Below are 18,207 nucleotides of genomic sequence, written 5' to 3'. Positions count from 1 at the left end.
GGCCTGCTGTTGTGCAGGGCTGCGTTGCTCGAAGCTTATTTGGAATGACCAAACCACGCTTCTCGCGCCTTGCCCTGCACAACAGCAGGCCCGGCGCGGCGTGAAAACTAATTGAGAACGCCCCCTAACTCAATAGCGGTTTGGCTCCATTTCCAGATCGACATGGAAACGCTCGAAAATGTCTTTCTGGATGCGCTGCGCCAGGTTCAGCAATTGCAGGCCCGTTGCGCCGCCATAGTTGACCAGCACCAGCGCCTGCAATTTATGCACGCCAGCGTCAGCCTCACGGAAACCCTTCCACCCTGCCCGCTCGATCAACCAACCGGCGGCCAGCTTCATCTGCCCGTCGGGTTGCGCATAGGCCACCAGGTCCGGGTATTCGCCCTTGAGCCGTGCAGCCAGCGCCGCCGACACCAGAGGGTTTTTGAAGAAGCTGCCGGCATTGCCGAGTACGGCCGGGTCCGGGAGTTTTTCATTGCGGATGCTGCAAATGGCCTGACTGACATCGCTGGCGGTTGGATGCTCGATGCCTTGTTCGGTCAGGCGTTGACGTACCGGACCGTACTCCAGATGCAAATGCGCAGCACGGTCGAGGGCGAAACGCACACGCAGGATCAACCAACGCCCCGGCTCCTGCTTGAACAGGCTGTCGCGGTAAGCGAAGTTGCACTCCGCCAGGCTGAAATCGCGCAGTTCGCCGCTCTGGCGATCGAGGGCGGTCAGGCCGGCGAACACGTCCTTGATCTCGACCCCATAGGCGCCGATGTTCTGCATCGGTGCCGCGCCGACGGTGCCGGGAATCAGGCTGAGGTTTTCCAGGCCGGACAACCCCAGGGACAGTGTGTGTTGCACAAAGGGATGCCAAGGCTCGCCCGCCTCGGCCTCAATCACCACTTTGCTGCCGTCATCGCTCAGCACGCGAATTCCGCGAGTGGCCATGCGCAGCACCAGCGAATCGATATCCGCCGTCAGCAGCAGGTTGCTGCCACCGCCGATCACCAGCACCGGAACCTCGTGTTCCAGACCATAGGCCAGGGCTTCGCGCACATCGGTGTCGCTATGGGCCTCGGCAAACAGCCGAGCCTCAACGTCCACACCAAAGCTGTTGAACGGCTTGAGCGAAACCTGCGATTGAACCTGCAAACTCATAACCGTCCCTTCAATTCGATCACCAGTAAATCACTGGCGTGCTCGATCAGGTCAAGCACCTGCTCGAAGCCTTGCTCGCCGTCGTAGTACGGGTCCGGCACTTCTTCGACTGGCGACTGGTAACGGCGCAGGAACAGGTCGAGTTCGGCCTTGCCCTTGGCCGGCTGCAAGGCCTTGAGGTTGCGCAGGTTGCTGTTGTCCATCGCCAGGATCAGGTCGTAGGTGGCGAAATCGGCGCGGCTGACTTGCCGGGCACGCTGGGTGGACAAGTCATAACCACGCAGCTTAGCCGCGGCCTGACTGCGCTTGTCCGGCGCCTTGCCGATATGCCAGTCACCGGTGCCGGCGGAAGCGACTTCGACCCGATCAGCCAGACCCGCTTCACGCAATTTGTGCCGCAGCACGCCTTCGGCCGTGGGTGAACGGCAGATGTTGCCCAGGCAGACAAACAGAACCCGCATCACGCCTCCAGCAGGCGACGAACGCGCTCGAGGTCTTCAACGGTATCGACACCGGCTGGCGGTGCGATCAGTGCGTCGGCCACATGGATCCGCACGCCGTGCCACAGGGCACGCAGCTGTTCCAGGCACTCGGTGTTTTCCAGCCAGCATGGACCCCAGCTGACGAAATCCTGCAGGAAACCGGCGCGGTAGGCGTAGATGCCGATATGACGGCGGTACGGCACACCTTCGGGCAACTGCTCACGGTTCACGGCGAACGCATCCCGCGCCCAGGGCAAGGTGGAGCGACTGAACGTCAGCGCCAGGCCATTGAGGTCGCTGACGACCTTGACCACGTTGGGATTGAACAAGGTGTCCGCGTCTTCGATCGGCTCGGCCAAGGTAGCCATGCGCGCTTCGGTATGAGCAGCCAGGTTGGCGGCGACCTGATCGATCACACTCGGCGGGATCAGCGGTTCGTCGCCCTGGACATTGACCACGATGGCGTCGGGCGCCAGGCCCAGCTTCGTCGCCACTTCGGCCAGGCGATCGGTACCGGAATTGTGATCTTCACGGGTCATCACCACTTCGGCGCCGAAGCCCTTGCAGGCCTCGATAATGCGCGCGTCGTCGGTGGCGACTACCACTCGCTCGGCACTGCTTTTGCTCGCCTGTTCCCAGACGTGCTGGATCATCGGCTTGCCGGCGATCAGCAACAGCGGCTTGCCCGGCAGGCGGGTGGAGGCAAAACGCGACGGAATGACGACGGTAAAGGCTGTGGTCATTTATCCAGGCGCTCGTCGGTGGTCAGGGTGCGCGCTTCGGATTCGAGCATCACCGGGATGCCGTCGCGAATCGGGTAGGCCAGGCCTGCGCCCTTGCTGATCAGCTCGGTCTTGTCGGCGCTGAGCTTGAGCGGGCCTTTGCAGACCGGGCAAGCGAGGATATCGAGCAATTTGGTGTCCATGAGCATTCCCTGGAAAAATGGAGTTAAGGCAACAAACGAGCCGGTAACAGGCGCATCAGCTGTGTGTCGAACCATGCCACGAAGGCCGGCGACGGCACGGCATCGACCGCCAGGTACCACCAGTCGGCGGCGGCAAAGGCACGGCATTTCACCGCGTCTTTTTCCGTCATCACCAACGGCAATGACGGCGTGAAATTCAAAGCCTCCACGCTGTATTCGGCGTGGTCGGCAAACGCATGTGGAACCGGCTGCCAGTGTAGCGTTTCGAGGGTCTTGAAGAAACGTTGCGGATTGCCGATGCCGGCCACCGCGTGCAGGGCCTGGCCGCCGGGGAAGTGGTCGAGGGGACGTCGTTCGCCGCTGCGCAGATTGACCAGCGCGGTGGATTGCAATTGAAAGGCAAATCCATCATCGCGGTCGGCCACAGCACCGTTGTAGAGCACCGCGTCGACGCTTTGCAGGCGCTCGACCGGTTCACGCAATGGCCCGGCAGGCAGGCAACGGCGGTTGCCCAGGCCGCGAGCGGCGTCGATCAACACCAGTTCCAGGTCGCGGGCCATGCGGTAGTGCTGCATGCCGTCGTCAGACAGGATCAGGTCCAGCGGCTCACTGGCCAGCAACGCTTTGACAGCGTTGCTGCGATTGGGATCGATCATCAGCGGCACACCCGTGCGCTGGACGATCAACAACGGCTCGTCACCCGCGATGTCGGCGCTTTGTTCGGCTTCAACTCGCCATGGCAATTGCGGCGGTTTGGCGCCGTAGCCGCGGCTGACCACGCCGACCCGCAGGCCGCTGCGCTGGCAATGCTCGATCATCCATAGAATCAGCGGCGTCTTGCCGGTGCCACCCACGGTGATGTTGCCGACCACGATCAGCGGCACCGGCGGCTGATAGATCTCGCCCTCACCCGCCAAAAAGCGCTTGCGCTTGTTCATGACCACGCGCCGGTACAGCCACTCCAGTGGCTGCAACAGCTTCAGGGCCGGATGACCTGCGTACCACGCGGCGAGCAATCGATCGGACATGGCCATCAGGACGCGGGGGGCGCCGCTTCGATGGTGGTCATGCGCAAGTGACTGAAACCGAGTTTGCCGGCCGCATCCATGGCAGTCACCACGGACTGATGCTGAGTCTTGCCGTCAGCGCTGATGGACAGCGGTCGGTTAGTGTCGCCGTTGGCTGCTTTTTGCAGCGCGTCCATCAACGAGGCCAGGTCACTTTTGGGCAGGATCTGGTTGTTCACCGAGTACACACCGTCGGCGCTGATGGCGATCTCCAAAGGCTTGCTCTGATCGTCGGCGGGTGTGCCGCTGACGGCTTCCGGCAGATCGACGCGCAACTGGGTTTCACGGGTAAAGGTGGTGGTCACCACGAAAAACAGCAGCAGGACAAACACCACGTCAATCAGCGACACGAGGTTGATGTCCACGTTCTCCCGTTGCTTGCGGCGGAATTTCACGCTTTGCCCTCAGCCAGATCAACGTCACGGTCGCCCTGCACCACTTCAACCAGCTTGATGGCTTCCTGCTCCATGCCCACGACGAGCTCATCAATGCGCCGTTGCAGAAACCGGTGGAAGAACACCGAGGGGATACCGACAATCAGGCCCGAAGCCGTGGTAATCAAGGCTTTGGAAATACCGCCGGCCAGCACTGCGGCGTTGGTCGTCATGCCCGTGCCCATGAACGAACTGAAGATATCGATCATGCCCAACACGGTACCCAGTAGACCCAGCAATGGCGCCATGGCGGCGATGGTGCCCAGCGCGTTGATGTAGTGCTCCAGCTCGTGGATCACCCGGGCAGCGGCCTCTTCGATGCACTCCTTCATGATCTCGCGACCATGTCTGGAGTTGGCCAGGCCGGCCGCCAGGATCTCGCCCAACGGGGAGTTGGCGCGCAGTTCCTTGAGTTTTTCCTTATTGAGCTGTTTGTCCTTGATCCAGACCCAGACCTGCCCGAGCAAATGCTCCGGGGTCACGCGGCTGGCGCGCAGGGTCCAGAGACGCTCGGCGACGATCGCCATGGCCGCGATGGAACTCAGAATGATCGGCAGCATCATCCAGCCGCCGGATTTGACCAATTCCCACACAGTGACAGTCCCCTCGAAAAAGTGCGCCACTCTAACATAGGGGGGGCAAGCACCGAAGACCGTGGTGACGCAACCGGTCGGGCTTTGATAATGCCCGGTCATTGGTCCGAGGGCGGCGGATCGCGCCAGAAACGCCGTTCCTGGCGCATTGACCACGGCGGCTCGGAGCGCCCCAGTTGCAGACGAATGGCACCCTGTTCGACGCTGTCGTAGATCGCCATTCCACGTTTTTGATAACGCGCGATGACCGTGGGATGCGGATGGCCAAACGAATTGCCCTGCCCGCGGGAGATCAGCGCACCTTTAGGTTGCAGGACATCCAGCAGGGCCCTGGACGACGAACTGCGACTGCCATGGTGTGGCGCCTGCAGCCAGTCGATAGGCAGGGCCAATGGACTGTCCAGCAGGGCTCTCTCGGCGGCGGCATCAATGTCGCCACTCAACAGCAACCGTTCGCCATTGGCCTCGATCAGCAAGACACAGGAGTTCTGGTTGCTGTCGCCGGCCAATGGCCAGTGCCAAAGCTGGAAATAGACGCCGTCCCAGGTCCATTGCCGACCGCTCTCACAACGCTCGGCCTGCAACTCCACCGGCAAGTCTGACGGTTCACCACTGACCACCTGTTTCACCGGCAAGCCCTTGGCAACTGCCCGGGCACCGCCGGCATGATCGGCATGGGCGTGGCTGATCAGCATCAGGTCGAGGCCCGTCACCCCCAGTTTGCGCAACGCCGGCAGCACCACCCGCTCCCCTTGGTCGAGTTCACCGAAACGCGGTCCGGCGTCATACAGCATCGTGTGATGCCGAGTGCGCACCAGGATCGCCAGGCCCTGACCGACATCCAGTTGCCAGACTTCGGCCATGCGTTCCTGCAACATCGGCCTGGGCGAAAAAACCAGCATCAACAGCATGGGCCACCCTAACGGGCGCATCGGTACGCCTCGCGGCAGCAATAGCAAGAAGGCGCCAATGGCACCGATTACCCAGGCCCATAGCGGGACTGTTGCGGGCACCCACGCGGGAACCTGACCGGAGACGAGTTCCAATCCCCTGAACCACCCGTCGATCAGGCCGCCCGCCAGCCACAGCAATTTCTCACCCACGTAAGGCACCGGCAGCAACAGCGTCCCGAGCAACGCCGGTGGCAGTACCACCAGACTGATCCAGGGTACCGCGAACAAATTGGCCAGCGGCCCACTGAGACTGATTGGCAACCCCAAAGCCAGTAACAACGGACAAAGGCCGATTGCAATCAGCCACTGGGCACGGGTCCAGGTCTGCCACCAGCGCCACGGTCCCAATCGGCCGCCGAAGGTCAATATCAAGACTGCCACGGCCGCGAAAGACAGCCAGAAACCAGGCTGAAGACTCGCCAGCGGCGCCAGCAGCAATATGCCGTTGAGTGCCAGCAACAGCGGCCACCATGCACCGAGATGTCGGAACCGTAGACGCCACAACAACACCAGACCAATCATCACGCAGGCCCGTCGCACCGGCACCCCGAAACCGGCCAGCATCCCGTAACCGAGCGCAGCGGCGAATGCCAGGCCACACGCCCAGGGCAACCATGGCAGACGGTTCGGCCATAGCCCAAAGCGGGCCAGGCCGGCGATCAGCAGATACACGACTCCCGCCAGCAATCCGATGTGCTGCCCGGAAATCACCAACAGATGCACCGTGCCGGTGTCCTGCAATACCTGCCAGTCTTCCCGACTCAGCCCGGCACCGTCCCCGAGCACCAACGCCGTCAACGCGCCGCTTCGCCCTTGGGCATCCACCGCCAGCAAACGCTGACGGATGGCATCGCGCCAGGCCCATCGGGCTGGCGCAAGGCGTTCGCCCTCCTTCACCGTCCCGGTCGCCCCGATGCGTTGTGCCAGCGACCAGGCCTGGTAGTCGAATGCCTGCGGGTTGAGGAGCCCGACCGGGCGCTTCAGCTTGACTGCCAGGCGCCAGCGTTCGCCACTGTTCACCGGCGCCCCGCCATACCAGGCCAGCCGCATTTGCCGCGGCAGCCGGGTACGTCGGGACTGGATGTCGGTCAATTCGAAACGCACGACACCGTCATCATGCCGGGGCAAGCCTGTGACCCGCCCTTCGACCCAGCGGGTTTCGCCGTCCAGGGCCGGCGGCAACCGGTCATCCAGCGCCCACTGCGCATTCGCGCAGGCCCAGCTCAAACCGAACAGGTAAAACGCCACCGGCCAGGTCCTGAACGGCAGCAACATCAAACCCGCCACCGGCATCGCCAGCCACAGCCAGACCGGCGGCAATGCCGGTAAAAAACGCAAGGTCAGCAGACCCAACGCCAGCGCCATCATCCCTGTGCGCATAAACCCGTCCTTGAGAGTATCCTCCAAGGCTTAGCCCGCCCGTCGCATGGGCGTCGTCAATAATTGTCACAAAGTCTGAATGGGCAGCTCATAGAATCCAGACATACTTGCCACCCTGACCGACCGAGAAGCCTTATGCCCCGGCGCTTATTCAAACGTTACATGCCAGACCCTATGAGCATCAGGGAACACAAGTCCTTACGCTTTCTCGGCACGCTGTTGCATGACCCGAACCTGTGGCACCTCAATCGCCACTCCGTTGCCCGCGCCATGGCCGTGGGTCTGTTCGCCGCGTTCCTGCCGATCCCGCTGCAGATGCTGCTGGCGGCCATCCTCGCCATCATCGTGCGCGGCAACATGCCGATTGCCGTGAGCCTGGTCTGGCTGACCAACCCGATCACCATGCCCGCCGTGTTCTTTTGCACCTACCAGACCGGCGCCTGGCTGATGGACGTCCCCGCCCGGCAGTTGCCGGACTCGCTGACCTGGGAATGGGTCAGGGGTGAAATCTCGACCTTGTGGCAACCGTTTCTGCTGGGTTCGGTGGTAACCGGGCTGGTACTCGGAGCACTGGCCTACTTCCTGGTAATGATGTATTGGCGCTGGTGGGTGGCCCGGCAATGGAAGCGGCGCAAGAAGAGCCGGATGTGAGAATGCAAAACGGCGCCCCAGGGCGCCGTTTTTCATATCTGCCATACAACCCCTGTAGGAGCTGGCGAAGCCTGCGATCTTTTCGCTTTTAACGGGCGTCTGACCAGTACCCAAATCAAGATCAAAAGATCGTCCGAACGCGGCCCGAGCCTGCGGCAGCTCCTACAGGGAAGGTCAGGTACGCATCCCGCGCCCGCTGACCAGCAACCGTGCACTGCCGAGATACAGCACCACGGTCGCGACCAGCATGAAGGCGATGGCCACGCTGATGCGGATATCCGACACGCCGAGAATGCCGTAGCGGAATGCGTTGACCATGTGCAGCACCGGGTTGGCCAGGGACACGGTCTGCCAGAACGGCGGCAGCAAGGTGATCGAGTAGAAGACCCCGCCCAGGTAGGTCAGTGGCGTCAGCACGAAGGTCGGAATGATCGAAATGTCATCGAAGTTGCGCGCAAACACGGCGTTGATGAAGCCCAGCAGCGAGAAAATCGTCGCGGTCAGCACCACCACCAGAATGGTCACGCTCAGGTGATGCACCTGCAAATGGGTGAAGAACAGCGACAGCAGGGTCACGATGATCCCCACCATCAAGCCACGCAGCACGCCGCCCAGGGTGTAGCCGATCAGAATGGTGTGCGGCGACAGCGGCGAGACCATCAGTTCCTCGATGGAACGCTGGAACTTGCTGCCGAAGAAACTCGACACCACGTTGCCGTAGGAGTTGGTGATCACCGACATCATGATCAGCCCCGGCACGATGTACTCCATGTAAGTGAAGCCACCCATGTCGCCGATTTGCCGACCGATCAGATTACCGAAGATCACGAAGTACAGGACCATGGTGATGGCCGGCGGCAGCAAGGTCTGCGGCCAGATCCGGGTGAAACGCCGGACTTCACGGTAAACGATGGTGTTGAGTGCTACGAGGTTGGGGCGCAGCTCGGAACTCATACCGCCACCTTCGACAGATTTTTCTCCACCAGGGACACGAACAACTCCTCGAGGCGATTGGTTTTGTTACGCAGGCTCAGCACTTCGATGTTCTGTTGCGCCAACTGGGTGAACAGCGCGGTGATGCCCATGGACTTGTCCACCTGGACTTCCAGGGTGTGACTATCGACCAGTCTGGCCGGGTAGCCGATCAACTGAGGCGCCACTTGCAACGTGTTCTTCATATCCAGCAGGAACGTTTCCACATGCAATTGGCTCAGCAACTGCTTCATGCTGGTGTTCTCGACGATGGTGCCGTGGTCGATGATGCCGATGTTACGGCACAACTGCTCAGCCTCTTCCAGGTAGTGGGTGGTGAGGATGATGGTGATGCCTTTCTGGTTCAGCTCGGTGAGGAAGCTCCACATCGAGCGACGCAGCTCGATGTCCACCCCGGCGGTCGGTTCGTCGAGGATCAGCAGACGCGGCTCATGAACCAGCGCGCGGGCGATCATCAGGCGCCGCTTCATGCCGCCGGACAGTGAACGCGACGGCACGTCCTTCTTGTCCCACAGGCCAAGCTGGGTCAGGTACTGTTCGGCGCGTTCCTTGGCGATTTTCGCCGGGATGCCGTAGTAGCCGGCCTGGGTCACGACGATGTCGAAGGTCTTTTCGAACTGGTTGAAGTTGAATTCCTGGGGCACCACGCCGATGCAGCGTTTGAGCTGCGCAGGATTTTTGTCCAGGTCGTGACCGAAGATATTCACCGTGCCGCTGGTCTTGTTCACCAGGGTCGAGAGAATCCCGATGGTCGTGGATTTGCCGGCGCCGTTCGGGCCGAGCAAAGCGAAAAAGTCACCTTCGGCGACATCCAGATCGATACCACTCAGGGCCTGGAAACCGTTGCCGTAGGTTTTGGTTAGCTGCCGGATGGACAGAGCGGAACTCATATCTGATTTACGCACCAAGAAGGGAAAAAAGGTCAGGTAAGGGCGGGCGGCGCGCATCGCAACCACGTCGCATCAGCGCAATGGTGCTTGTCGCCGCCACACAAGTACAGTCAAGTGTGTCGATAGTGAGTATTAAGTCAACGCGGTCATAACGGCTTTACGATACGCCGGACGCTGTTTCAACCGCGCATACCAGGCCTGCAGATGCGGCTGTGGCGCACGCTCGATCGGCATCTCGAACCAGGCATAAATGAAACTGCCCAGGGGAATATCGCCCATGCCGATTTCGTCTCCGGACAGGTAGGGCTTGTTCGTCAACGCCTGATCGGCCATCGCCAGCAGCGTGTCGCATTCCTTGATCGCCGCCTTGATGGCGGGCCAGTCCTGCTGGTCTGCCGGAGTACGCAGCACACCCCAGAACACGGTGCGGAACGGACCGGCAAAGCTCGAAGTGGTCCAGTCCATCCACTTATCGGCAGTGGCGCGGGCCTTAAGATTGTTCGGGTACCAGGCCGTGCCGTCGGCATGCAAGGCCATCAGGTAACGCACGATGGCGTTGGACTCCCACAGCACGAAGCCATCGTCTTCGATCACCGGCACCCGACCGTTGGGGTTCATCGCGCGGTACTCGGGCGTATCGACGACACCAAAGGCGCCACCGGCATCGATGGCCTCGTAGGCCAGTCCCAGTTCTTCGGCGGCCCACAATGGCTTTCTGACATTCGACGAGTTTTTCCGACCCCAGATCTTCAGCATGACCGCCTCTTTTTCGGTAAGTGGGCAGGCAGCATACGCCGGATCAGGCGCGACTCAAATCGCTCTGCATGTCGCCCAACAGCGGTTGCTGTTGCTCGCCGAACAGGTGCGGATAGCATTTTTCCAGGTGTTCGAAAAAGAACGTTTCAGGTACGTCGGCGAACTGGCCGTGATCGACGAGGTACTCCATCAGCTTCGCGCCATCGCGGTTGAAGGGATGAAAAACGCTGTCGTTGATCCCGTCGAATTCCAGCGGCGCCACATTGAACAGGTCGCAGAGTTTGCGGTTGAACGCTGGCGTCGCCTTGACCCAGCGATCCTGCAAATAGAACTCGGTGTAGCCGTGCATGGCGAACATATCGCTCTTGAGCAACTCAAGCAGCCGTGGCGTCGACAAATGATTGCGCACATCCGCCAGGCCGATCCGCGCGGGAATCGCGCAATGCCGCGCGGCACCTGCCAGCAGCGTGGCCTTGGGCACGCAGTAACTCTCTCCGGCCGCCAGCGCATAACTGCCGCGCAGGGTTTGCGGATCGCGACTGAACGTGTACGGGTTATAGCGCACCGCTTCGCGCACGGCGTAATAGAGACTGATCGCCTGCGCAAGCGGATCGCGACTGGCGCCACGGTGTTGTTCGGCGAACTCCACCACGGACGGGTGGTCACTATCGATGAAGCGGCCGGGACTCAGATACTCGTGCATGAGAATAATCTCCTGGGGAAGCCCCGAGTCTAGCGAGAGCTTCAGCACAGAGATAACGACGTTTCGGCCAAACATGGGCGCTTTGCCGCTCGCTCAATGAACGCTTTCCCACGATTCCAATCACATCGCTGTGACCTGCCTGTTTTGCGGATGCCGTCTAAGCTCTGTGGGCTGGTTCGCCCTGGTTTCACGGAGGAATGAATATGCTGCTGTTGTGGATACTGGTTCTGCTGGTCGGGATTGCTTATTTGGCCCACCGCCGCATCGCCCCGCTGCCCGCCCTGGTCATCGTGGCCGTCTATATCGTGGCAATGGGCGCGTTCAGCCGTGCGCCGGGCGGGTTGCTGCTGGTTTACTGGGTATTGATCGCCGCCGTCGCCGCGCCCTTGCTGCTGCCCGACCTGCGCCGCAAATTGCTCAGCGCGCCGATGTTCAACTGGTTCCAGAAAACCCTGCCGCCCATGTCGCAAACCGAACGCGACGCCATCGACGCCGGCACGGTCTGGTGGGACGGCGAACTGTTCAGTGGCCGTCCGGACTGGAGCAAACTGCTGTCCTATCCCAAAGCGCAATTGAATGAAGAGGAACAGGCTTTCATCGACGGGCCGACCGAAACACTCTGCACTATGGTCAATGAATGGCAGCTCGGTCAAACCATGGACCTGCCGCCCGAAGTCTGGACCTTCATCAAGGACAACGGCTTTTTCGCCCTGATCATCCCCAAGGAGTTTGGCGGCAAGGGCTTCTCCGCCTATGCCCACTCGCAAGTGGCGATGAAACTGGCGAGCCACAGTGGCGACCTCGTAACCACCGTAATGGTCCCCAACTCCCTCGGCCCGGCCGAACTGTTGCTGCATTACGGTACCGACGAACAACGCAATCATTACCTGCCACGCCTGGCACGCGGCGACGACATCCCGTGCTTTGCCCTGACCGGTCCGCTGGCCGGCTCCGACGCCGGCGGCATGCCGGACTCCGGAGTGATCTGCAAAGGTGATTGGCAGGGTCAGGAAGTCCTCGGCCTGCGCCTGAACTGGGAAAAGCGCTACATCACCCTCGGCCCGGTGGCCACCCTCCTCGGCCTGGCCTTCAAGGCCTACGACCCGGATCACCTGCTGGGCGACAAGGAAGACCTGGGTATCAGCCTGGCACTGATTCCGACCGACATCGCCGGTGTCGAGATCGGCCGCCGGCATCTGCCCTTGGGCGCCGCATTCATGAACGGCCCGAATTCAGGCAAGGACGTGTTCATCCCGCTGGAGTTCCTCATCGGCGGCCAGGAGATGCTCGGCAAAGGCTGGATGATGCTGATGAATTGCCTGTCGGTCGGGCGTTCGATTTCCCTGCCGGCGGTGGGCACCGGCATGGCCAAGTTCACCAGTCTGGTGACGGGCCAATACGCTCAGGTTCGCGAGCAGTTCAATGTGCCGATTGCCGCGTTCGAAGGCATTCAGGAAGCCATGGCGCGCATTGGCGGCAACACCTGGATGATGGACGCCGCCCGCATGCTGACCGCCAACGCGGTCGACCTGGGCGAGAAACCGTCGGTGCTGTCGGCGATTCTCAAGTACCACCTGACCGAGCGCGGCCGCGACTGCCTCAGCGATGCGATGGACGTGCACGGCGGCAAGGCAATCATCTTGGGGCCAAACAACTACCTCGGTCGCAAATGGAACTGCGTGCCGATTTTCATCACCGTCGAAGGCGCGAATATTCTCTCGCGCAACCTGATGATCTTCGGCCAGGGCGCAATTCGCTGCCATCCCTTCGTGCTCAAGGAAATGGCCCTCGCCGGCCGTGAAGACAAGGATCAGGCGCTCAGAGAATTCGATGACCTGCTGCTCAAGCACATCGGTTTTGCCGTGAGCAACGCCGCCAGCACACTGGTGCTCAATCTCGGTTTCGGCCACCTCGAACACACCCCGGGCGACAAGCTCAGCCAGGGTTATTTCCGCGCACTCAATCGTCAGGCCGCTGCTTTCGCCCTGCTCGCCGACCTCAGCATGATGCTGCTGGGAGGGGAACTGAAACGCCGCGAACGCCTGTCCGCACGGCTGGGTGACGTGCTGAGCAACCTTTACCTGGCCTCTGCCGCGCTCAAGCGCTACCACGATCTCGACTCACCGCAGTACATGGCGCCGCTGCTGGCCTGGGCCATGGAAGAAAGCCTGGGCCAGGCGGAACGGGCCATGGATGAGCTGTTGAATAACTTCCCGAACAAAGTCGTCGGCTGCCTGTTGCGGGTGATCGTGTTCCCGTTCGGTCGCCGGCACAAAGGGCCATCGGACAAACTCGGTGCCGAAGTCGCTGCATTGATTGGCCGCGCCAAGGGCGACCCGGCCCTGGAGGAATTGCTCCTGGGTTGCTATCGCCCACAAGCGAGCGACGATCCGGTCGGTGCATTGCAACACGCCTGCAATCTGTTGAGCGCCGCACAGCCATTGCAGAAAAAGCTGCATGTGGCACTCAAGAGTGGTCAGGTCAAACCGCTGGCCGGCGAGTCGGTGATCGATGCCGCCCTCGAGGCCGGCGTGTTGCAGCCGGTGGAAGCCCAAACCCTGCGTGAAGCCGAAGCAGCCCGGCGCAAGGTGATCGATGTCGATGACTTTGACCAAAAGGCTTTGGCACTGGCCAAGGGAAAAGTCCGCTGATCCCCTCAAGCATGTAAAAACGGGCGCTGGCGCTTTATACTCCCGCGCCCGTTTTGCTCTTGAGGACTTATCTCGTGTCCAACATCGTTGCCGATCATCTCGTTTTACTCGACCACCTGCGCAGCATCCTGGTCGCTGTAGGTGAGGCCGAGCAGGTTCCCGAAGAAAGCCATGCCTTGTTCCTTGAGCGCTTCGACGAATTGCTGGCGTCACTGCCGATCGATCCGATCGAAAGCCAATACCTGGGCCAGGACATCCTGACTCAAGTCATTTCCCGTTATCCGCAAATCGCCCACCTGATTCCACGGGATCTGCTGTGGTATTTCGCCGGTGATTGCCTGCACTACTTGTCCGATGAAGAAATCGACCTGTATCAGGCACTGGAAGAGCGCCGCTTCGAAGCCGAACAGAACGACGAACCTTTCGACTGGAACCAGGAAAAACAGCTGCTGGCGTTGTCGAACCAGGACAGCAAGCACTGATCTTCTATCAGTGATGCCAAAGGCCCGCATGCTTGAGCATGCGGGCCTTTTTGTTTATTGCCTTCAGCGCACCCCGTCAACATCAGGCAACCGCACTGCGCTGCGACTCTGCCCACCCGCCTATCTCCAGCCTTTGCACCAATGCTTTTCTTTAAATTCATGGCACTTTGGTTTGATTGAACTACCTTCAAACAATAAGAAGTCATGACGGCTTGATTTTCCACGTCAGCTTCAGTGATCAGACAGCGGATTGGCAAAAGGAGTTACCTCACCATGATCCTGGCAGGCGCTTTTCGGCTCTGTACCTTCAGTGCCGATGACTTTCCGGGGGAACCAGGTCGACCCATAGGCGCAAGTATCGCTCTGGCGGGCAGTCCAGGTATCCGGATCACTAAAAACCGTTTCAGCAAAGGTAGCTCGCTGTCCCGCCAGATCAGCGAATCGCGCCCGCTCGTGTGTAGCACGCAAGGAATAGCGCCAGGGCCATAGATGAGTGGGGGGATAGCCCGATCCCCGTGAAGTGATCCGAGACAACTCAGTCCGCCTAAAGACGGTCTATCCAGTGAGGATGTACTTAATGAGCCTTCGTACCGAGCCCGCTTTCAAGCGAATTATCCATGGCCTGTTCTGGATGGGCCTCAGCGTGGATGCGGCTCAGGCCGCGCCAGCCAATTGCCCGCAACTGGACAATTGGCCGACAACGTACGAGGTCGGTCAGGGGCTGCAGAGTGAACTGCGCAGCCCCGTTCCGGTAACGCAACTGGCGGTGGGTGACCCGAAAATTGCCGACGTGCAACCCAGCGGCAGCAGCGCGTTCATACTCACGGGCCTTGCACCGGGGACCACCAGCCTGATGGTCTGGACCGCCTGTTCGAAAACGCCGCGCCAGAGCATGGTGTTCGTCAAGGGCAAGGCCACGTCGGCGCTGACCAGCGTGCCGTCGGTGCCTTCCGACGACCCGTTGCTGCCGAGCCAGGTGCAGACCGATATCCGCTTCGTTGAAGTCAGCCGGACCAAACTCAAGGAAGCCTCCGCGTCGATTTTCGGCATCCGCGGCAACTTCCTGTTCGGCTCGCCGAGAACCTTGCCCACCATCGGCGGCATTGTCACGCCGTCGGTACCGGTGAACAACAACAACTTCAACCTCACTTTTGCTACCGGCAATACCCTGGTGGCGCTCAACGCGCTGGAAGGCAGTGGTTTCGCCTACACCCTGGCGCGGCCAAGCCTGGTAGCGCTCAGCGGGCAGAGTGCGAGCTTCCTGGCCGGCGGTGAAATACCGATTCCGGTGCCCAGTTCAGGCAGCGATAACGTGTTCATCGAGTACAAGGAGTTCGGTATCCGCCTGACCCTGACGCCGACCATCATCGGGAAAAACCGTATCGCGCTGAAGGTGGCGCCGGAAGTCAGTGAACTGGACTTCACCAACGCCGTGAGCATCGCCGGCACAGTAGTCCCGGCCCTGACCGTGCGCCGTACCGATACCAGCATCTCCCTGGCCGACGGCGAAAGCTTCGTCATCAGCGGCCTGATCAGCTCCCGCAACAATTCCCAGGTGAACAAGTTTCCGGGGCTGGGCGATATCCCGGTTCTGGGCGCGTTTTTCCGCGACAACACCATCAACCGTGAAGAGCGCGAACTGCTGATGATCGTCACCCCCCATCTGGTCCAGCCACTGGCGGCCAATGCACAACTGCCGTCATTGCCTGGCGAGCAGCTGCGCAATTACGACCCGAACTTCTACCGCATGTTTTTCCTGGAAAATGGCGACTTCGACAGTCGCATGGGGCTCTCGCAATGAACCGGAGCCTGAACCAGACTGGCCTCGCCCTCACGCCTGACGGTGACTTTGAACGCTTGCCGGGCCAGCCTTATTGCCATTGGCCAGGCGTTCAACCTGTTGTAGCCAGGGGACCTTCGATGAAAGCAGTCATTGCCATAGCGGCGACCTTAATGCTCGCAGGTTGTGCCAGCAATGGCCTGTCTTCACGACCGGCCAGCTGTGCCAAGCCCGGTTCGGAGCAAGAACTGGCCCTGAACCTGGCCGACAGCATGGCCGAAGAAGGCCGTTTGTATGCCAGCCTGGCGAATCTGGAAGGATTGCCCGATAGCCTGGTCCAGGTTCGCCTGCGCAAGGCTCGGGTGCTGCGCTTGATGGGGCGTAGCGGCGACGCGCAGCCGTTGTACGAAAGCTTGCTCGGCACCTGTCTGGCGGCTGAAGGGGAACATGGCCTGGGCCAGTTGGCCGCCGCCAAAAATGATAACGCCAACGCTGCCACTCACCTTGAGCGTGCGGTGCAGATGGCCCCCACCGACGACAGGATGCGCAATGACTTGGGGGTCGTCTACCTCAATCAGCACCGGATCCCTGAAGCACGCTTTGAGTTCATGACCGCCATGGAGCTCAAGCAGGCAAACACACTGGCGGCACTCAATATGGTGACGTTGCTGATCTACCAGGATAACTGGAAAGCGGCTGCCGACCTCGTGACCCGCGCCGACTTGAGCCCCAAGCAAGTCGTAGAGGCTCAAACCCGCGCGGAAAAACTCAAGGCCTCCGCCAATAAAGTGGTGGCTACCGATGGCAATCGCAAGACTGAGGTAGCCGATGCCTCTACCAGTGCGAACAAGTAGAACGTACGAGGAGTCGAGATGAATACCAAAAGGCTGTTGATCCTGTGCATGGCTTGCCTGTCCACCACTGCCTGGGCTATCGAGCCGGGCCCCTCTTCGCCGTATCAACAAGGCACCGAACAGTGGTTGCAGCTGCAGATTCGCGGTGTGGTTGCCTCCACTAAACTGCAAACCGCTTCGGCCACCGAACGTGACCTGGCCATGCAGCGCTGGCTGAATAGCTTCAACTTCCCGATTCCGCAATATTTTGACCAGGATGCAGCGGGACAAATGACCATCGGCAACTGAGGCAGATCGATGGGTGATCAGCCTCTGGCGTAGTCCAGAGTGGCCTGGCTGCAAAGCCGGGCTTGATGTCGTGTGCAGGAAAGCAGTGGTATCTACGCATTATCCTACCCTGGCAGGATTACTCCGGAACACAGGTGTAGATCCATGGCAGAAATTACAGATCCGGCTCGGGTGGCAAAGCCATCGCACTCGATAGCCTCCGACCGTTTGACCTCACCCGAATGCTCTGATTACCCTGATCAGAGGGGGGCCAATGGCTACCAGAAAGAAGCTCGGCCACAGGCAGAAAATCAGTGGAAATACCAGCTTTGTGCCGATTTTCGCCCCCATCTCTTCGGCGGCCTGCGTACGCCGGTCACGGAACTCGTCGGCATAGATGCGCAGGGTGTCGGCCACGCTGGTGCCGAAGCGGATACTCTGCGCCAACAGGCTGACTAATCCTTGCACATCTTCCAGCCCGGTGCGCACAGCCAGTTGCTTGAGCGCTTCGGTACTGGGAATGCCGGCGCGGATTTGCGCGTTGACCAGCGCCAGCTCCTCAGCCAAATCAACCTGGCTGACCGACATTTCCTCTGCCACCCGCTCGATGGTCTGCGGCAATGCCAGACCCGACTCCACGCACACCACCATCAGGTCCAGGGCATCCGGAAAGGCGGCACGCAGGCTGCCCTGCCTGGCCTGCTTGCGCTTATCGACATACACCGCGGGCAGCAACCACCCGGCAGCAGCAGTCGTTGACACCAGCAACAACCCCATATTCAGAGAAAGCTTGGAGAACATCGGCAACAACAACAGCGCAAGGCCAACCGATATCAGTGGCAACAGCAAGCGCACCGCCCAGTACATCTGTACCGCCGAGGGCGAGCGGTAACCGGCGTGCATCAACAGGATTTGGGTGGCAGACGCCTGAGCCGCTTCAGTCGAGCCAAAGCGTTGACCAACCCGCTCCAGCAATAACTGCAGATTACTCGGTGCGTCCTGCCCGGCGATACTCCCCGAATGACCGCGTTTGATAAGCGCCAGACGACGCTGTACCGGGTCCTGTAGCCCCAATACCAGCAACATCACGGTGACGGCCGCGAGCACCGCACTCAAACCGATGGCACTGACGAACAAAATACGCGCCAGCTGCGCATTGCCCACCAGCTGACTGAACAACCCGAGCAAAAAGTCCAT

The 18,207-nt window shown here is 60.7% G+C and carries 19 protein-coding genes; 6 read left to right on the top strand and 13 right to left on the bottom strand.

Annotated elements, in window-relative coordinates:
* Nucleotides 1-129: 129 nt before the first annotated feature.
* The 8 genes from murB to AC1DWG_RS11180 form a co-directional block, all read right to left on the bottom strand.
* On the bottom strand, nucleotides 130-1,149 hold the full coding sequence (gene murB, locus AC1DWG_RS11215) for a UDP-N-acetylmuramate dehydrogenase (RefSeq protein WP_477764774.1): 1,020 nt from the start codon (nucleotides 1,147-1,149) through the stop codon (nucleotides 130-132).
* A complete protein-coding gene (locus tag AC1DWG_RS11210) occupies nucleotides 1,146-1,610 on the bottom strand; it encodes a low molecular weight protein-tyrosine-phosphatase (protein ID WP_477764775.1) in 465 nt (154 codons plus the stop codon). The genes murB and AC1DWG_RS11210 overlap by 4 nt, the downstream gene beginning before the upstream one ends.
* Nucleotides 1,610-2,374, bottom strand: a complete 765-nt coding sequence (kdsB, locus tag AC1DWG_RS11205) for a 3-deoxy-manno-octulosonate cytidylyltransferase (protein WP_477764776.1) — start codon at nucleotides 2,372-2,374, stop codon at nucleotides 1,610-1,612. Before kdsB ends, AC1DWG_RS11210 begins: the two co-directional genes overlap by 1 nt.
* Nucleotides 2,371-2,556, bottom strand: coding sequence for a Trm112 family protein (locus tag AC1DWG_RS11200; RefSeq protein WP_003179363.1), 186 nt, complete (start codon nucleotides 2,554-2,556; stop codon nucleotides 2,371-2,373). Before AC1DWG_RS11200 ends, kdsB begins: the two co-directional genes overlap by 4 nt.
* 23 nt (nucleotides 2,557-2,579) lie before the next feature.
* On the bottom strand, nucleotides 2,580-3,590 hold the full coding sequence (gene lpxK, locus AC1DWG_RS11195) for a tetraacyldisaccharide 4'-kinase (RefSeq protein WP_477787801.1): 1,011 nt from the start codon (nucleotides 3,588-3,590) through the stop codon (nucleotides 2,580-2,582).
* The gene (locus AC1DWG_RS11190) at nucleotides 3,590-4,018 is read right to left on the bottom strand and encodes an ExbD/TolR family protein (RefSeq protein WP_477754721.1); all 429 of its coding nucleotides are present in this window, start codon (nucleotides 4,016-4,018) and stop codon (nucleotides 3,590-3,592) included. Before AC1DWG_RS11190 ends, lpxK begins: the two co-directional genes overlap by 1 nt.
* Nucleotides 4,015-4,650, bottom strand: coding sequence for a MotA/TolQ/ExbB proton channel family protein (locus AC1DWG_RS11185; protein WP_477754722.1), 636 nt, complete (start codon nucleotides 4,648-4,650; stop codon nucleotides 4,015-4,017). The genes AC1DWG_RS11190 and AC1DWG_RS11185 overlap by 4 nt, the downstream gene beginning before the upstream one ends.
* Before the next feature lie 98 nt (nucleotides 4,651-4,748).
* The gene (locus AC1DWG_RS11180) at nucleotides 4,749-6,983 is read right to left on the bottom strand and encodes a DNA internalization-related competence protein ComEC/Rec2 (protein ID WP_477787800.1); all 2,235 of its coding nucleotides are present in this window, start codon (nucleotides 6,981-6,983) and stop codon (nucleotides 4,749-4,751) included.
* Between the two features lie 135 nt (nucleotides 6,984-7,118).
* Here AC1DWG_RS11180 and AC1DWG_RS11175 point away from each other — a divergent pair, with 135 nt between their 5' ends.
* Nucleotides 7,119-7,634 carry a DUF2062 domain-containing protein gene (locus tag AC1DWG_RS11175; RefSeq protein WP_477787799.1) on the top strand — a complete coding sequence of 172 codons (516 nt, stop codon included), beginning with the start codon at nucleotides 7,119-7,121 and terminating at the stop codon, nucleotides 7,632-7,634.
* 174 nt (nucleotides 7,635-7,808) lie between these two features.
* Here the strand turns inward: AC1DWG_RS11175 and AC1DWG_RS11170 are convergent, their stop codons facing one another.
* From AC1DWG_RS11170 to AC1DWG_RS11155, 4 genes are all read right to left on the bottom strand, one after another.
* Nucleotides 7,809-8,588 carry an ABC transporter permease gene (locus tag AC1DWG_RS11170; protein WP_477787798.1) on the bottom strand — a complete coding sequence of 260 codons (780 nt, stop codon included), beginning with the start codon at nucleotides 8,586-8,588 and terminating at the stop codon, nucleotides 7,809-7,811.
* Nucleotides 8,585-9,517: an ABC transporter ATP-binding protein gene (locus AC1DWG_RS11165; protein WP_477787797.1), complete on the bottom strand. Its 933-nt coding sequence runs from the start codon at nucleotides 9,515-9,517 to the stop codon at nucleotides 8,585-8,587. Before AC1DWG_RS11165 ends, AC1DWG_RS11170 begins: the two co-directional genes overlap by 4 nt.
* A 132-nt stretch (nucleotides 9,518-9,649) precedes the next feature.
* Nucleotides 9,650-10,273 carry a glutathione S-transferase family protein gene (locus tag AC1DWG_RS11160; RefSeq protein WP_477787796.1) on the bottom strand — a complete coding sequence of 208 codons (624 nt, stop codon included), beginning with the start codon at nucleotides 10,271-10,273 and terminating at the stop codon, nucleotides 9,650-9,652.
* Between the two features lie 43 nt (nucleotides 10,274-10,316).
* Nucleotides 10,317-10,976 (bottom strand): transglutaminase-like domain-containing protein, encoded by a 660-nt coding sequence (locus AC1DWG_RS11155; RefSeq protein ID WP_477764781.1) that lies wholly within the window; start codon nucleotides 10,974-10,976, stop codon nucleotides 10,317-10,319.
* A gap of 203 nt (nucleotides 10,977-11,179) precedes the next feature.
* Here AC1DWG_RS11155 and AC1DWG_RS11150 point away from each other — a divergent pair, with 203 nt between their 5' ends.
* The 5 genes from AC1DWG_RS11150 to AC1DWG_RS11130 all read left to right on the top strand — a co-directional run bounded on the left by AC1DWG_RS11150 (nucleotide 11,180) and on the right by AC1DWG_RS11130 (nucleotide 17,031).
* Nucleotides 11,180-13,627 carry an acyl-CoA dehydrogenase gene (locus AC1DWG_RS11150; protein WP_477787795.1) on the top strand — a complete coding sequence of 816 codons (2,448 nt, stop codon included), beginning with the start codon at nucleotides 11,180-11,182 and terminating at the stop codon, nucleotides 13,625-13,627.
* Between the two features lie 74 nt (nucleotides 13,628-13,701).
* The gene (locus AC1DWG_RS11145) at nucleotides 13,702-14,109 is read left to right on the top strand and encodes a PA2817 family protein (RefSeq protein WP_007991629.1); all 408 of its coding nucleotides are present in this window, start codon (nucleotides 13,702-13,704) and stop codon (nucleotides 14,107-14,109) included.
* A gap of 577 nt (nucleotides 14,110-14,686) precedes the next feature.
* Entirely contained in the window at nucleotides 14,687-15,910 is a 1,224-nt protein-coding gene (locus tag AC1DWG_RS11140; protein WP_477787794.1) for a type II and III secretion system protein family protein, read from the top strand.
* Nucleotides 15,911-16,029: 119 nt separating this feature from the next.
* Entirely contained in the window at nucleotides 16,030-16,743 is a 714-nt protein-coding gene (locus AC1DWG_RS11135; protein ID WP_477787793.1) for a tetratricopeptide repeat protein, read from the top strand.
* Nucleotides 16,744-16,761: 18 nt separating this feature from the next.
* Nucleotides 16,762-17,031, top strand: a complete 270-nt coding sequence (locus AC1DWG_RS11130) for a DUF3613 domain-containing protein (RefSeq protein WP_477787792.1) — start codon at nucleotides 16,762-16,764, stop codon at nucleotides 17,029-17,031.
* Nucleotides 17,032-17,244: 213 nt separating this feature from the next.
* Here the strand turns inward: AC1DWG_RS11130 and AC1DWG_RS11125 are convergent, their stop codons facing one another.
* Nucleotides 17,245-18,207: a type II secretion system F family protein gene (locus AC1DWG_RS11125; RefSeq protein WP_477787791.1), complete on the bottom strand. Its 963-nt coding sequence runs from the start codon at nucleotides 18,205-18,207 to the stop codon at nucleotides 17,245-17,247.

This window comes from Pseudomonas sp. P4_B3, assembly GCF_056402295.1.
This window is presented reverse-complemented; position numbering and strand designations above follow the sequence as displayed.

What these genes read in the sequence shown, in the direction of transcription:
- AC1DWG_RS11155 (WP_477764781.1), bottom strand. Translation starts at nt 10,976, where the DNA reads ATGCACGAGTATCTGAGTCCCGGCCGCTTCATCGATAGTGACCACCCG.
- AC1DWG_RS11160 (WP_477787796.1), bottom strand. Translation starts at nt 10,273, where the DNA reads ATGCTGAAGATCTGGGGTCGGAAAAACTCGTCGAATGTCAGAAAGCCA.
- AC1DWG_RS11130 (WP_477787792.1), top strand. Translation starts at nt 16,762, where the DNA reads ATGAATACCAAAAGGCTGTTGATCCTGTGCATGGCTTGCCTGTCCACC.
- AC1DWG_RS11125 (WP_477787791.1), bottom strand. Translation starts at nt 18,207, where the DNA reads ATGGACTTTTTGCTCGGGTTGTTCAGTCAGCTGGTGGGCAATGCGCAG.
- AC1DWG_RS11210 (WP_477764775.1), bottom strand. Translation starts at nt 1,610, where the DNA reads ATGCGGGTTCTGTTTGTCTGCCTGGGCAACATCTGCCGTTCACCCACG.
- AC1DWG_RS11165 (WP_477787797.1), bottom strand. Translation starts at nt 9,517, where the DNA reads ATGAGTTCCGCTCTGTCCATCCGGCAGCTAACCAAAACCTACGGCAAC.
- AC1DWG_RS11170 (WP_477787798.1), bottom strand. Translation starts at nt 8,588, where the DNA reads ATGAGTTCCGAGCTGCGCCCCAACCTCGTAGCACTCAACACCATCGTT.
- kdsB (WP_477764776.1), bottom strand. Translation starts at nt 2,374, where the DNA reads ATGACCACAGCCTTTACCGTCGTCATTCCGTCGCGTTTTGCCTCCACC.
- AC1DWG_RS11175 (WP_477787799.1), top strand. Translation starts at nt 7,119, where the DNA reads ATGCCCCGGCGCTTATTCAAACGTTACATGCCAGACCCTATGAGCATC.
- murB (WP_477764774.1), bottom strand. Translation starts at nt 1,149, where the DNA reads ATGAGTTTGCAGGTTCAATCGCAGGTTTCGCTCAAGCCGTTCAACAGC.
- lpxK (WP_477787801.1), bottom strand. Translation starts at nt 3,590, where the DNA reads ATGGCCATGTCCGATCGATTGCTCGCCGCGTGGTACGCAGGTCATCCG.
- AC1DWG_RS11200 (WP_003179363.1), bottom strand. Translation starts at nt 2,556, where the DNA reads ATGGACACCAAATTGCTCGATATCCTCGCTTGCCCGGTCTGCAAAGGC.
- AC1DWG_RS11180 (WP_477787800.1), bottom strand. Translation starts at nt 6,983, where the DNA reads ATGCGCACAGGGATGATGGCGCTGGCGTTGGGTCTGCTGACCTTGCGT.
- AC1DWG_RS11150 (WP_477787795.1), top strand. Translation starts at nt 11,180, where the DNA reads ATGCTGCTGTTGTGGATACTGGTTCTGCTGGTCGGGATTGCTTATTTG.
- AC1DWG_RS11135 (WP_477787793.1), top strand. Translation starts at nt 16,030, where the DNA reads ATGAAAGCAGTCATTGCCATAGCGGCGACCTTAATGCTCGCAGGTTGT.
- AC1DWG_RS11140 (WP_477787794.1), top strand. Translation starts at nt 14,687, where the DNA reads ATGAGCCTTCGTACCGAGCCCGCTTTCAAGCGAATTATCCATGGCCTG.